Below are 11,906 nucleotides of genomic sequence, written 5' to 3' on the forward strand. Positions count from 1 at the left end.
CGAACCCGGAAGCTAAGCCTTTCAGCGCCGATGGTACTGCAGGGGGGACCCTGTGGGAGAGTAGGACGCCGCCGAACGATCATTGTGGGTTAGCCCCGCACCAGCTCTGGTGCGGGGCTTTCCTGCGTTTCAGGGGAGATTGAAAACCGCGCCCTCACCATTCGGCGGGATAGCTCTTCAGCGAGGTCGTGTCGAGGGACCACCGGCCGGCGGCGACGGTCTCACCGAAGGCGTACGGGACTTCCTTGCGGTAGCGGATTCCGTCGGGGCCCCGGGAGGGGTCGCTGTGGACCGTGACCGTCTTCCGGTCCTTGCGGGGATCCACCACGACGTACAGCGGCACCCCCATCTTGGGGTAGTCCAGCAGCTCGTTGCGGATGTCCGTCAGGGAGTTGGTCCGCGAGACGACTTCGACCACCAGCATGACGTCCCGCGGGTTCACGACCTTCGCGGTGTCGTCGACGTCCTCCTCCGCGATCACCATCAGGTCGGGGACCTTCGTCAGCCCGGTCTCCGGGTCCCCCATGTTCGTGTCGCTCAGTGCGATGACCTCCGGGGTCTGCGCCTCGATCTGCCGGCGCAGCCGGACGACGTTCAGACCGTGGGGAGCCGTCGGGCTCATCATCGTGAGGGAGATCTGGCCCTCGGTGGTCTGCACCTTCCACTGGTCTTCCTGGTGCTCGGCCAGCGCCGCGAGCTCTTCCGCGAAGTCGTGCAGGCGGCGCATCTGCTCGGGGGTGAGGTCGGCCATGAGCTCCTCCTGGTGGGTGCCCGACCAGCGTATCCGCAGGGCATCGGGGGTGCGGCTACGTTGGGGGGATGCGCTATGACCTCGTCATCTTCGACAACGATGGTGTGCTCGTCGACAGTGAGCCCGTCGCCAACACCATCCTCGCCGGGTACCTCACCGAGCTCGGGCATCCGACCTCCTACGAGGACTCCGTCCGCGACTACATGGGCGCGGCCGTGCACCGGGTGCACGACCTCGTCCGGGAGCGGACCGGGCAGCGGCTTCCGGACGACTTCGACGACACCCTGCACGCGCGCACCTTCGCCGCGTTCGCGCGCGAACTCGCCCCCGTCCCCGGTGTCGAGGACGTCCTCGCCGCGCTCACCGCACACGGCGCCCCGTACTGCCTCGCCTCCTCCGGCAGCCACGAACGGATACGGGTCGGCCACCGGGCCGCCGGGCTCGGCCGGTGGTTCGGCGACGGGATCGTCTTCAGCGCCCAGGACGTCGGCCGCGGCAAGCCCGCCCCCGACCTCTTCCTGCACGCCGCCCGCACCATGGGCGTGCCGCCCGCCCGCTGCGTCGTCGTCGAGGACAGCCCGCTCGGCGTGCAGGCCGCCCGCGCCGCCGGCATGGACGTCTACGGATTCACCGGCATGATGCCCGCCGAGCGGCTCGCCGGAGCCACCGGCCACTTCGCCGACATGAAGGAACTGCCCCGCCTCCTCGAACTGCCCGTGTGAGATCCCTACCCACAGGTAAGGCCCGGCCTTACGCTGTGCCGCCATGACGGAGCATCTGCGGCTGCGGCGTGCGCGGGGCGCCCTCGGGTTCTGCTTCCTCGCCCAAGGCGTCGCCTTCGCGCTCCTCGTGACGCGGATCCCCGCGATCCAGGACCGGTACCGGATATCCGACGCCCTGCTGCCGGCCTTCCTCGCCGCCGTGCCCGTCCTGGCCGGAGTGGGCAGCGTCGCCGCCGGGCGCCTCGTCCGGAGCGTCGGGGCGGCCGCCGTGCTGCGGTGGTCGCAGCCGCTCGTCCTGCTGGCCCTCCTCGGCGTCGGAGCCGGCCGCACCCTCGGGCACGCGGCCGCCGCGCTCGCCGTGTTCGGGCTGGCCGTCGGCGCGCTCGACGCGTCCATGAACATGCTCGGCGTCAGCCTCCAGCAGGCCTGCGGCCGCAGCATCATGCTCGGCTTCCACGCCGCCTACAGCCTCGGCGGGATCGCCGGCGCGTCCGCCGCCTGGGCCGCCGCCCACTGGCACCTGGGGCTGCCCGCGACCTACCTCGCCGCAGCCGCCGTACTCCTCCCGGGCATCATCGCCGCCGGCCCCCTCCACGCCGCCGGCCGCCCCGCCCCGCCGGAGCCCGCCCCGCAGGGCGCCCCCGGGCCGGGCGGGTTCCGGTCGCTGCTGCCGCTCTGCCTCGTGATGACGTGCGCGTACATCGGCGACTCGACCGTCTCCAACTGGAGCGCCAAGTACGTCCAGGACGTCCTCGGCGGCTCCGAGCAGCTCGCCACGCTCCCCTACAACCTGTACATGGCCACCACCCTCGCCGGCCGCGCCGCCGGCGACCTAGGCGTACGGCGCTTCGGTGCGGCCGCCGTCGTACGGGCCGGGACGCTCCTCGCCGCCGGCGGGTTCGCCGTCGTCGCCGCGGCGCCCGGCCCCTGGGTCGGCATGGCCGGTTTCACGCTCCTCGGGCTCGGACTGTGCGTCATCGTCCCGCAGACCTTCGCGGCCGCCGGCCGCCTGTACCCGCGATCCTCCGACGCGGCCGTCGCCCGGCTGAACATCTTCAACTACGCCGGATTCCTCATCGGTTCGCCGCTCGTCGGCGCGCTCGGCGACTCCTGGAGCCACCGCGGGGCGATGCTCGTACCGGCGGCCCTCGTGCTGGTGACGCTGCTGTACGCCCGTTCGTTCGGCTCGAGCGGCGCCCTATACGGTGTCCCGCATGAGCAGCCGCGGGTTGGTGATGTGGGACGAGGCCGTGACCGGCTATGACTTCGGGCCGAGCCATCCGATGGACCCCGTGCGCCTGGCCCTGACCATGGGCCTCGTGCGCGCCTTCGGACTGGACCGCGAGGTGGAGGTGCGCTCCGCGCCGCCCGCCGGCGACTCCACCCTGCGGCTCGTGCACCGGGAGGACTACATCGCCGCCGTCCGCGGCGCCTCCGCCGACCCCGGCGCCGCCGACGGGTCGTACGGGCTCGGCACCGTCGACGACCCGGCGTTCCGCGGCATGCACGAGGCGTCCGCTCTCATCGCCGGGCAGTCCGTCGCGGCTGCGGAGGCCGTGTGGCGCGGCGAGGCCGCCCACGCCGTCAACTTCGCCGGCGGACTCCACCACGCCATGCCGGGCGGCGCCTCCGGGTTCTGCATCTACAACGACGCCGCCCTCGCCATCGCCCGCCTCCTCGAACTCGGCGCCGAACGCGTCGCCTACGTCGACGTGGACGTCCACCACGGCGACGGCGTCCAGGCGGCGTTCTGGGACGACCCGCGGGTCCTGACGGTCTCCCTGCACGAACACCCCGCCACCCTCTTCCCGCAGACCGGCTGGCCGCAGGAGACCGGCGGAGCCGGCGCGGAGGGAACCGCCGCCAACATCGCCCTCCCCGCCGGCACCGGCGACGAAGGCTGGCTGCGGGCCTTCCACGCCACCGTCCCCGAACTCCTTGCCGATTTCCGGCCGCAGGTCCTCGTCACCCAGCACGGCGCCGACACCCACTTCGAGGATCCGCTCGCGCACCTGGCGGTGTCCCTGGACGCCCAGCGCGCCGTCCAGGAGTCCTGCCACCGGCTCGCCCACGAGCACGCCGGCGGCCGGTGGCTCGCCCTCGGCGGCGGCGGGTACGCCGTCGTCGACGTCGTGCCCCGCTCCTGGACCCACCTCGTCGGGATCGCCGCCCACCGGCCCGTCGACCCCGCCGCGGCCGTGCCCGCCTCCTGGCGTGACGAGGTGTACGCACGGACCCGGCAGCTCGCGCCCGGCCGGATGACCGACGGACGGGACGCCGCCTGGCAGGACTGGGACGCCGGCTACGACCCGGCCGACCGCGCCGACCAGGCCGTCCTCGCCGCCCGGCGGGCCGTGTTCCCGCTCCGCGGCATGCTCCCCTAGCCGGTACGGAGCCCCCCGCCGCCCCGCCCGCAAGCCCGGCGGCACAGGTGAAGCATCGTTACGCCGACTGTGCGCAATCCCGCCCGAACCGGCACCCCGGAAGGGCCGGTGCGGCAGCATCGGAGGGGTGTTGAGCACCGGCGCGCTGCGAGCGCATCTGCTGGCCGCCCGCCTCGCCGGGCCCGTCGCGACCACCCGCGAGGAGAGCCTGCGCAGCTACCGGCTGTTCGCGGCCGGCGACCCGCGCGTGCTCCTCGGCCTCGACCCCGGACCGGGCTGGGGCGAGCGGGAGCTGCTGCACCTGATGGCGGACAGGTGCGGGGTCTCCGCCGACCCCGCCCACGTCAGCGGCCCGGACCTGATCGACCCGGAGCGGACGCTCGCCGCGCTCCGGGCCTTCGCGGAGCGGCTGGGAGCGGCCGCGGCCGCGCGGGAACCCGTACTGTTCGGCACCGGACACCCCCACCGCCTCCTGGAGTTCTACGCCAGTTTGGCCCGGGCCCTGTCGGCAGCCGGCTGTGTCGTCCTCACTCCCGCGCAGGGCGCGCGCATCGACATCCCGACCCGGTTCGGGGTACGCACGCACTGCCTGGATTACGTACGGGGGGTCGCGCTGGTGCGAGCACCCGGCGCGCGGCCCCCCGGGAGTGCCACCGGCGCGCACACCCATTCACCCCTGCCGGTTCGGATCGCGCTGGAGGCCCTCGCGGAGGTCGGCGGGCCGCTGCCGCAGCTGGTCGTCGGGGACCACGGGTGGGTCTGCGGTGCAGGTCAGCTCGGTGTCGACGCGATCGGGCTGGCGGACACGGATGATCCGGCGGTCTTCGTCGGGGAGGCCGAGGGGTGCGTCGCGGTGGCGGTTCCGCTTGATGACGGCGTGCGCGCGGACTACTACAGACCGCTGACGCGGTATCTACTGGACCGGGCGAGTCTGCCGGGCGCGCAGGAGTGGCCGTAGCTCCTCTTCCCCACTCGTATCACGCGCCCCTAATCTGGGGAGTGAGCGTGCGACGACGAGGAGTAACCGGAGGGGAAGCCGGTGCCCGTCATGCACGGAAGGTCAAGGTGTGTCATGGCTGCTGGCGAGAGGCCTCTCAGTGAGGTTCAGTTCCTGACCGTGGCGGAGGTCGCCTCGGTGATGCGAGTGTCGAAGATGACCGTGTACCGCCTGGTGCACAACGGTCATCTGCCCGCAATCCGGGTGGGCCGGTCCTTCCGGGTCCCCGAGAACGCGGTCCACGAGTACCTCCGAGAGTCCTATGTGGGGGTGGAGTCGGCCTGAGAGTGGGGCCTGCGACACCTTTGGGCCACCTTCGGGTCGCCTCGGATTACAAGCTCGGAGCTCGGGCGGGTAGGCTAGGCCGACGTAGGTCGTGTGGGCCCAGACGCCCCGCACCGATCCCCGCGGGCGCGGGGATGTTCCGAGAAGTGAGCGAGGGTAGTCGTGGGCTCTGTTATCAAGAAGCGGCGTAAGCGGATGGCCAAGAAGAAGCACCGCAAGCTGCTCAAGCGCACCCGCGTGCAGCGCCGTAACAAGAAGTAAACGGCAGCTGTACGTGTTCTCCGCAGCCCCTCCACCATCCTTTGGTGGAGGGGCTGCGGTGTAGCCGGGAACGGGCGGGGACGACGAGGGAGGCGCGGGGCTCGTGGGGAAGGTCGTGCTCGTGACCGGGGCTGCCCGGCAGTTGGGGGGCCGCTTCGTACGGCGGGTCCAACGGGACCCGGAGGTCGAGCGGGTCGTCGCCGTCGACGCGGTCCCGCCGCCGCACGGCCTCGGGCGGGCCGAGTTCGTCCGCACCGACATCCGGCAGTCGTCCGTCGCGCGGGTCCTCGCCGAGTACGCCGTCGACACGGTCGTCCACCTCGCGGTCACCGGCGGCAGTTCCGGGGCGGGCGGTACGGGCAGCGCCGTCAAGGAGACCAACGTCATCGGGACGATGCAGCTGCTGGGCGCCTGCCAGAAGTCGCCCACGGTGCGCCGGCTCGTGGTGAAGTCCAGTACCAGCGTGTACGGGGGCACCCCGCGGGATCCGGCCGTCTTCACCGAGACCACCCAGCCGAAGTCGCAGCCGCCGCCCGGCTTCGCGAAGGACGCCGGCGAGGTCGAGTCGTACGTACGGGGGTTCGCCCGGCGGCGGCCCGACGTCGCGGTGTGCGTGCTGCGGTTCGCGAACATCCTCGGCCCGTACGCGGACTCGGCGCTCGCCGAGTACTTCTCGATGCCCGTCCTGCCGACCGTGCTCGGCCACGACCCGCGGCTGCAGTTCGTCCACGAGGAGGACGTCCTGGAGGTGCTGCGGATGGCGGCGCAGGAGCCCCGCCGGGGCACCCTCAACAGCGGCACCTTCAACATCGCCGGGGACGGCGTGCTGCTGCTGTCGCAGTGCGCGCGCCGGCTGGGCCGGCCGACGCTGCCGCTCGCGCCGCCCGCGGTCGGCTGGGTGGGGGCCGCGCTGCGGGCGGTCGGGGTCACCGAGTTCTCGGCCGAGCAGATCCGGCTCCTCACGCACGGGCGGGTCGTGGAGACCACGCAGATGCGGGAGGTGCTGGGCTTCAAGCCGATGTACTCGACCTCCGAGACGTTCGCCGACTTCGCGCGCAGCCGGGGGAGCGGGCTGCTGCCGCCGGAGCGGCTGGCCCGGGCCGTGGACCGGGTCGCGGGCATGCTGGACGCCGGGGTTGCCGGAGCCGACGAGGGAGCGCAGCGATAGTGGCGGACGCCAAGGTCATTCCGTTCGACGAGGACCGGCCGCGGCGGCGCGGCGCCGAGAGGCGCGCCGTCCGCGCCGTGCCCGGCCCCGCACCCGCGCCGGACGCCGGGACAGGCCCTGAGGCCGGGACGCCGGCCCCGGGCGGGCGGACTCCCGGCGGGCCGCGCGACGGCGCGGACGGCGCTCCGCCCGGCTTGCGTGACGGCGCGGAAGGGCCCGGCTGGGAGCGGCGGCTCGCGTCGGGGCTGGCGTTCCTGCGGCGCCGCATCACGGGCGAGTACGAGGTCGACGAGTTCGGCTACGACCGGGAGCTGACGGACCAGGTCCTGATGTCGCTGATGCGGCCGCTGTTCGACGGCTACTTCCGCGTCGAGGTCAAGGGCGTCGAGAACATCCCGGCCGAGGGCGGCGCGCTGATCGTGGCGAACCACTCCGGGACGCTGCCGCTGGACGGGCTGATGATGCAGGTCGCGGTCCACGACCGGCATCCGGCGCAGCGTCACCTGCGGCTCCTGGCGGCGGACCTGGTGTTCATGCTGCCGGTCGTCGGCGAGCTGGCGCGCAAGGCCGGGCACACGCTGGCGTGCGCGGAGGACGCGCAGCGGCTCCTGGAGGCGGGCGAGCTCGTCGGTGTCATGCCCGAAGGGTTCAAGGGGATAGGGAAGCCGTTCGGCGACCGGTACCGGCTCCAGCGGTTCGGGCGGGGCGGGTTCGTGTCGACGGCGCTGCGGGCGGGCACCCCGATCGTGCCGTGCTCGATCGTCGGCGCGGAGGAGATCTACCCGATGGTCGGCAACGCGAAGACGCTGGCCCGGCTCCTCGGGCTCCCGTACTTCCCGATCACGCCGACGTTCCCGTGGCTGGGCCCCCTCGGGGCCGTGCCGCTGCCGACGAAGTGGACGATCCAGTTCGGGGAGCCGATCCCCACGGACGGCTATCCGCCGGAGGCGGCGGAGGACCCGATGCTGATGTTCAACCTGACGGACGAGGTGCGGGAGCAGATCCAGCACACGCTGTACAAGCTGCTGGTGCAGCGGAGGTCCGTCTTCTTCTGACGCCGGGATCCTTCCGGCTACGGGCAGGCCGAGGTGCCCGGTCCCTCGCGGGGCCGGGCACCTCGTGCCGTGCAGGGCGGGGCCCTACTCGGCGTCCTCCGCCTTCAGGCCCAGGCCAGGGAGCAGGCCCGGGAGCAGCGGCGGGAGGGTGATCTCCGGCTGCGGGGCCTGCGAGCCGGCCGTCGAGCCGGGCGTGGGCTGCCCCGCGGGAGGGTTGAGCAGGTCTCCGGTGCCGCCGAGGAGACCGCTGCCGGGAGCCGGCGTCGGTTTCGCGGCGGGCGGTGCGGCCGGGGCCTGGCTCGCGGCGGGTGCGCCGGCGCCCGGAGCCGGGGCCTGCTGCTGCCCGGACGGGGCGCTCGGCCGGGCCGGGGCGCCGCCGTTGCCCTGGGTCTGCTCCGGAGCCTTCGGGAGCAGGGCCTGGAGGGGCGCCACGTCATCGTCTATGGCCTGGAAGACCGACTCCACCTCGCCGCCCACATCGCCCAGTTGGGCGGGCAGCTTGTCGCGGAGCCTCCCCCACGCGTCGCGGTGGGAGCGGGAGAACGACGACAGCGTCTGGATCGGGCCCAGCGAGCCGTCCCGCTCGTACGCGGCCTGCAGCAGTCGGTGTCCTTCGGCCGCGTCGTGCTTCATGCCGTCCAGGGCGCGGCGGATCGCGCCCAGCGATTCGTGGTCCAGGACGCCCGTACGGCCGCGCTCCATCAGTCGGCGCGCCTCCGACAGGCGGTTCGACGCCTGGTCCAGGTAGAGCTCGCCCCGGTCGGCGTCCTCGTCGGCCATGCCGAGCTTGAGGTCCTCCATGCCCCGTTTGACCGGGTAGAGGGTGTCACCGGGCAGGGCGTCCGTGCTGGCAGCGGCGACTCCGCTGAAGGCCCCCGCGGCCACACCCACGGTGAGGCCGCCTGCCGCGATGCCCTTGGACCAGCGGGAGCGGGGCCGCAGTTTCCGGAGCGGGGTCGCCCGGTGGGCGCCGCGGCCGGCCCGCTGCTCGGGCACCTGAGGGTCCGAAGCTGCACCGCCTCCGGCCCTCTCCTCCATCACCATGGCCTCCATGGCGGCCACGAGCTGCGCTCGCTGCACCACTTTGACCTCGGGGTCCAGCACCGGGCGCGGCAGTTCGCCGAGCACGCTCGCCAGGGCCAACAACCGCTCGTGGTCGGCAGACTCGGCAGGTGCCTCGGACTGCTCGGCCGCCGGGTCAGGTTCGGAAAGGTCGGACGACGGGTTCCGATCCTCCAGGGCCTGGGCGAAGGCGTTCGCCCGCCGGTGCGGAGTCACGTTCGCGATCACTGGCGGCACCTCCTCTCGTCATGACGATCGACTCCCCAAGGTGTCCGGAAGGTTGCCTTCCTTGAGCACGTCCACCCTTTCGGGTGAGCGGCTTCGGGGAGGGCGTGTCCACGGGGAGCCTGCATCCCGCACAACGAGCGGCGCGGCAGTTGGGTTACGGACGAAGGATGATCGGACCACAGCGTCATCGAGGGGTCACCGGTTGTGTGGATGGTGAGCGGTCGGAAGGGGTGGGGGGAGGCCTGCGGCGGCGGGGCGGGGGCCGGCGGGGAGGGGATCAGCGGGCGTCTTCCGGGAGCAGGCGGGCCAGGGTGCGCACCGCCCGGTACTGGAGGGTCTTGATGGCGCCCTCGTTCTTCCCCATCACCCGGGCCGTCTCCGCGACCGACAGGCCCTGGAGGAAGCGCAGGGTCACGCACTCCTGCTGCTGCGGGTTGAGCTTGCGGACGGCCTCCAGCAGGGCGGCGTTGGAGAGGGACTCCAGCACCGAGTCCTCGGGGGACCGCTCCACCTCGTTCGCGTCGAGCATCTCGCCCGTGGTCACTTCGAGGCGGAAGCGGCTGGACTTGAAGTGGTCGGCCACGAGGTTGCGGGCGATCGTCACGAGCCAGGCGCCGAAGTCGCGCCCCTGCCAGGTGAAGGTGGAGATGCGGCGCAGGGCGCGCAGGAACGTCTCGCTGGTGAGGTCCTCCGCGGTCGCCTTGCCGCCCACGCGGTAGTAGATGTACCGGTACACCGTGTCGCTGTACTGGTCGTACAGCCGGCCGAACGCCTCGGCCTCGCCGGCCTGCGCGCGCTCGACCAGGTCCATCATGCGGGCCTGGTCGCTGTCCGCGGTGGGCCGGCGGGCGGCCGGGGCCGTGGTGCCGGTGGCGGTGCCGCCGGCGGCGCGACCGCGTCTGCCCACCGTCGCTCCGCCGTCGGCCAGGGCATAGCAAGGACCGGCCGGGCCGAGGCCGGCGGCGAGGGCGGGGACGGCGTACGCGGTGGGGACGAAGCCGCGCAGGTGGTCCAGGACCGTTGCGCGCAGCGTAGCCAGGCCCGAGGCGTCAACCCCGACAGGTGGGTACACGGGACTCCCAGAGGCAGAGCTTCCATCACGTGCAGTGCGAGGCCGTTCACCCGTCGTGGCGACAGATGGGCGGCGGCATGCGTCTGAGGAGAATAACGCTTCGTACAGGCGGCACTACACCCAGTTGCAGAAATCATCGATTCCGACACTTCTGTTGCGTGTCGAAGGCATATTCGGTCGCAATTGGTGATCGCTTGCTGATCGGTCCGTAGCGCGGAATGGGCAGTTCCAGGCTGGCTCGGGACCGAGTCGGGCAGGCGTGCGTGCCCGTCCGCATGCGCGGGTAAGGCTGGGGGAATGTGCGCCGGGCAGCCCGTCGGAGCGGCGCGGCCGACGCCGTACGGGCACTCGGGCCGCTCCGGTGCAGGCGGCGGGCCGCCGGGGCGCCGCGGAGGCTACTTGCGGCGGCGGTGCAGGGCGATGGCGGCCGCTGCGCCGCCCGCGATCGCGCCGACCCCGGCGGCCGCCGGGACGCCGACCTTCACGGCCTTGCGGCCGGTCCGATAGTCGCGCAGCCGCCAGTCGTGCTCCCGGGCATGCCTGCGCAGTTTTGTGTCCGGATTGATCGCGTACGGATGCCCGACGAGCGACAGCATCGGAATGTCGTTGTGCGAATCGGAGTACGCCGCGCACCGCTCCAGGTCGAGGCCCTCCGCCGCCGCCAGTGCGCGCACCGCCTCGGCCTTCGCCGGGCCGTGCAGCGGCTCGCCGACCAGGCGGCCGGTGTAGACGCCGTCGACGGACTCGGCGACCGTGCCCAGGGCGCCCGTAAGTCCGAGCCGGCGGGCGATGATCGTGGCCGTCTCGACCGGCGCGGCCGTCACCAGCCACACCTTCTGGCCGGCGTCCAGGTGCGCCTGCGCCAGGGCGCGCGTGCCCGGCCAGATCCGCTCGGCCATGTACTCGTCGTAGATCTCCTCGCCGATGGACATGAGCTCGCTGACCCGGTGCCCCTTGACGATGGACAGCGCGCTGTCGCGGGCGTCCTGCATGTGCTCGGGGTCCTCGACCCCGGCCAGCCGGAACCAGGCCTGCTGCCAGGCGAAGCGGGCGAGTTCGCGGCGGCGGAAGAACTCCCGCTTGTACAGGCCGCGGCCGAAGTGGAAGATCGCCGCGCCCTGCATGACGGTGTTGTCGAGGTCGAAGAAGGCGGCGGCTAGGTCGTCCCCGGCCACCGGGAATTCCGGTTCGATGACCTCGGGCAGGGCGGGCGCGGGCCCGGCGGCCTCCGCGACCGCCTCCGGCACCTCCGCTTCGAGGGCCTGGGCGGTCTTGCGGGCGGCTTCGGCCGAGGCCTCGCCTGCCAGTACGCTCCGCGCGGTGGCGGAGTGCCTACGGGGGGTGAGCCATCCTCGAGCGGCCATGACGCGAGCATAGCCACTGTGTTCGGGACTTCCCGAACCGCGCGATTGCCGGTGCGTGAACTCCCCGGTGCGCGGGAGCCGGCGCGGGGGGCGGGAGAATGGGTGCATGAGCCCTCTGCTGCGCCGCAAGGAAAAGAAGAGCCCCGGTGAGCGGATGGTCACCCTGATCGGCAAGCCCGGGTGCCATCTGTGCGACGACGCCGAGGCCGTGGTCGCCCGTGTCTGCGCCGAGGTGGGCGCGCCGTGGGAGAAGAAGGACATCTCCCAGGACGAGGAGCTCCACCGGCGGCACTGGGAGCAGATCCCGGTGGTGCTCGTGGACGGCGAGCAGCACACCTTCTGGAGGGTGAACCCGGACCGGCTGCGCCGGGCGTTGGAGGGCTGACCGCCCGACGGCTACCATCATGGGCGTTTTGTGGGATCTCGGGGGCGTATGGGTGAGGAGTGTGTGTCGGTTTGCCCCCGGCAGGATCTGAACGGGTTCGGTGCATTGTGCGCCTTCCGGCCACGGGCCCGGGGTGCGTGACCCCGGTCACTTTGGTCGGACAAAGCGGACA

12 protein-coding genes, 1 rRNA gene and 1 pseudogene are annotated in these 11,906 nt (G+C 72.7%); 10 read left to right on the forward strand and 4 right to left on the reverse strand.

Annotated features, from left to right (window positions below; translation table 11 throughout):
• Positions 1-77, forward strand: a 5S ribosomal RNA gene (rrf, locus tag IE170_RS30520); the annotation flags it as partial.
• A 77-nt stretch (positions 78-154) separates the two neighbouring features.
• On the opposite strand, the gene IE170_RS30525 is transcribed toward rrf, so the two are convergent.
• Complete coding sequence (locus IE170_RS30525) at positions 155-751, reverse strand: Uma2 family endonuclease (RefSeq protein ID WP_189812717.1); 597 nt, start codon at positions 749-751, stop codon at positions 155-157.
• A gap of 68 nt (positions 752-819) precedes the next feature.
• Here IE170_RS30525 and IE170_RS30530 point away from each other — a divergent pair, with 68 nt between their 5' ends.
• The 8 genes and pseudogenes from IE170_RS30530 (at position 820) to IE170_RS30565 (ending at position 7,623) form a co-directional block, all read left to right on the forward strand.
• Entirely contained in the window at positions 820-1,473 is a 654-nt protein-coding gene (locus IE170_RS30530) for an HAD family hydrolase (RefSeq protein ID WP_189812718.1), read from the forward strand.
• Between the two features lie 43 nt (positions 1,474-1,516).
• Complete coding sequence (locus IE170_RS30535) at positions 1,517-2,737, forward strand: MFS transporter (protein WP_189812719.1); 1,221 nt, start codon at positions 1,517-1,519, stop codon at positions 2,735-2,737.
• The gene (locus IE170_RS30540; protein WP_189812720.1) at positions 2,688-3,857 is read left to right on the forward strand and encodes an acetoin utilization protein AcuC; all 1,170 of its coding nucleotides are present in this window, start codon (positions 2,688-2,690) and stop codon (positions 3,855-3,857) included. Before IE170_RS30535 ends, IE170_RS30540 begins: the two co-directional genes overlap by 50 nt.
• A gap of 127 nt (positions 3,858-3,984) precedes the next feature.
• Positions 3,985-4,815: a phosphatase gene (locus tag IE170_RS30545; RefSeq protein WP_189812721.1), complete on the forward strand. Its 831-nt coding sequence runs from the start codon at positions 3,985-3,987 to the stop codon at positions 4,813-4,815.
• A gap of 114 nt (positions 4,816-4,929) precedes the next feature.
• Complete coding sequence (locus tag IE170_RS30550) at positions 4,930-5,139, forward strand: helix-turn-helix domain-containing protein (RefSeq protein WP_008738568.1); 210 nt, start codon at positions 4,930-4,932, stop codon at positions 5,137-5,139.
• A 162-nt stretch (positions 5,140-5,301) separates the two neighbouring features.
• Positions 5,302-5,400, forward strand: coding sequence for a 30S ribosomal protein bS22 (locus tag IE170_RS30555; RefSeq protein ID WP_003948845.1), 99 nt, complete (start codon positions 5,302-5,304; stop codon positions 5,398-5,400).
• Between the two features lie 79 nt (positions 5,401-5,479).
• A pseudogene (locus IE170_RS30560) lies at positions 5,480-6,568 on the forward strand (NAD-dependent epimerase/dehydratase family protein); the annotation flags it as partial.
• Positions 6,568-7,623, forward strand: coding sequence for a lysophospholipid acyltransferase family protein (locus IE170_RS30565; protein ID WP_189812723.1), 1,056 nt, complete (start codon positions 6,568-6,570; stop codon positions 7,621-7,623). The pseudogene IE170_RS30560 and the gene IE170_RS30565, both read left to right, overlap by 1 nt.
• An 84-nt stretch (positions 7,624-7,707) precedes the next feature.
• On the opposite strand, the gene IE170_RS30570 is transcribed toward IE170_RS30565, so the two are convergent.
• The 3 genes from IE170_RS30570 to IE170_RS30580 all read right to left on the reverse strand — a co-directional run bounded on the left by IE170_RS30570 (position 7,708) and on the right by IE170_RS30580 (position 11,349).
• Positions 7,708-8,913, reverse strand: coding sequence for a DUF5667 domain-containing protein (locus tag IE170_RS30570; protein ID WP_189812724.1), 1,206 nt, complete (start codon positions 8,911-8,913; stop codon positions 7,708-7,710).
• A gap of 277 nt (positions 8,914-9,190) precedes the next feature.
• Positions 9,191-9,985, reverse strand: a complete 795-nt coding sequence (locus IE170_RS30575) for an ECF subfamily RNA polymerase sigma factor, BldN family (protein ID WP_189812725.1) — start codon at positions 9,983-9,985, stop codon at positions 9,191-9,193.
• 395 nt (positions 9,986-10,380) lie between these two features.
• Positions 10,381-11,349: an HAD family hydrolase gene (locus IE170_RS30580; protein WP_189812726.1), complete on the reverse strand. Its 969-nt coding sequence runs from the start codon at positions 11,347-11,349 to the stop codon at positions 10,381-10,383.
• 106 nt (positions 11,350-11,455) lie between these two features.
• On the opposite strand from IE170_RS30580, the gene IE170_RS30585 reads away from it, so the two are divergent.
• Positions 11,456-11,734, forward strand: a complete 279-nt coding sequence (locus IE170_RS30585) for a glutaredoxin family protein (RefSeq protein ID WP_189812727.1) — start codon at positions 11,456-11,458, stop codon at positions 11,732-11,734.
• The last annotated feature ends 172 nt before the right edge of the window (positions 11,735-11,906 follow it).

Origin of the sequence: Streptomyces toxytricini (assembly GCF_014649915.1) — a bacterium.
Lineage (GTDB): Bacteria > Actinomycetota > Actinomycetes > Streptomycetales > Streptomycetaceae > Streptomyces > Streptomyces toxytricini.

Bases quoted from the DNA above. Each gene is read 5' to 3' on its own strand.
- IE170_RS30540 (WP_189812720.1), top strand. From the start codon at position 2,688: ATGAGCAGCCGCGGGTTGGTGATGTGGGACGAGGCCGTGACCGGCTAT.
- IE170_RS30580 (WP_189812726.1), bottom strand. From the start codon at position 11,349: ATGGCCGCTCGAGGATGGCTCACCCCCCGTAGGCACTCCGCCACCGCG.
- IE170_RS30525 (WP_189812717.1), bottom strand. From the start codon at position 751: ATGGCCGACCTCACCCCCGAGCAGATGCGCCGCCTGCACGACTTCGCG.
- IE170_RS30550 (WP_008738568.1), top strand. From the start codon at position 4,930: ATGGCTGCTGGCGAGAGGCCTCTCAGTGAGGTTCAGTTCCTGACCGTG.
- IE170_RS30530 (WP_189812718.1), top strand. From the start codon at position 820: ATGCGCTATGACCTCGTCATCTTCGACAACGATGGTGTGCTCGTCGAC.
- IE170_RS30535 (WP_189812719.1), top strand. From the start codon at position 1,517: ATGACGGAGCATCTGCGGCTGCGGCGTGCGCGGGGCGCCCTCGGGTTC.
- IE170_RS30585 (WP_189812727.1), top strand. From the start codon at position 11,456: ATGAGCCCTCTGCTGCGCCGCAAGGAAAAGAAGAGCCCCGGTGAGCGG.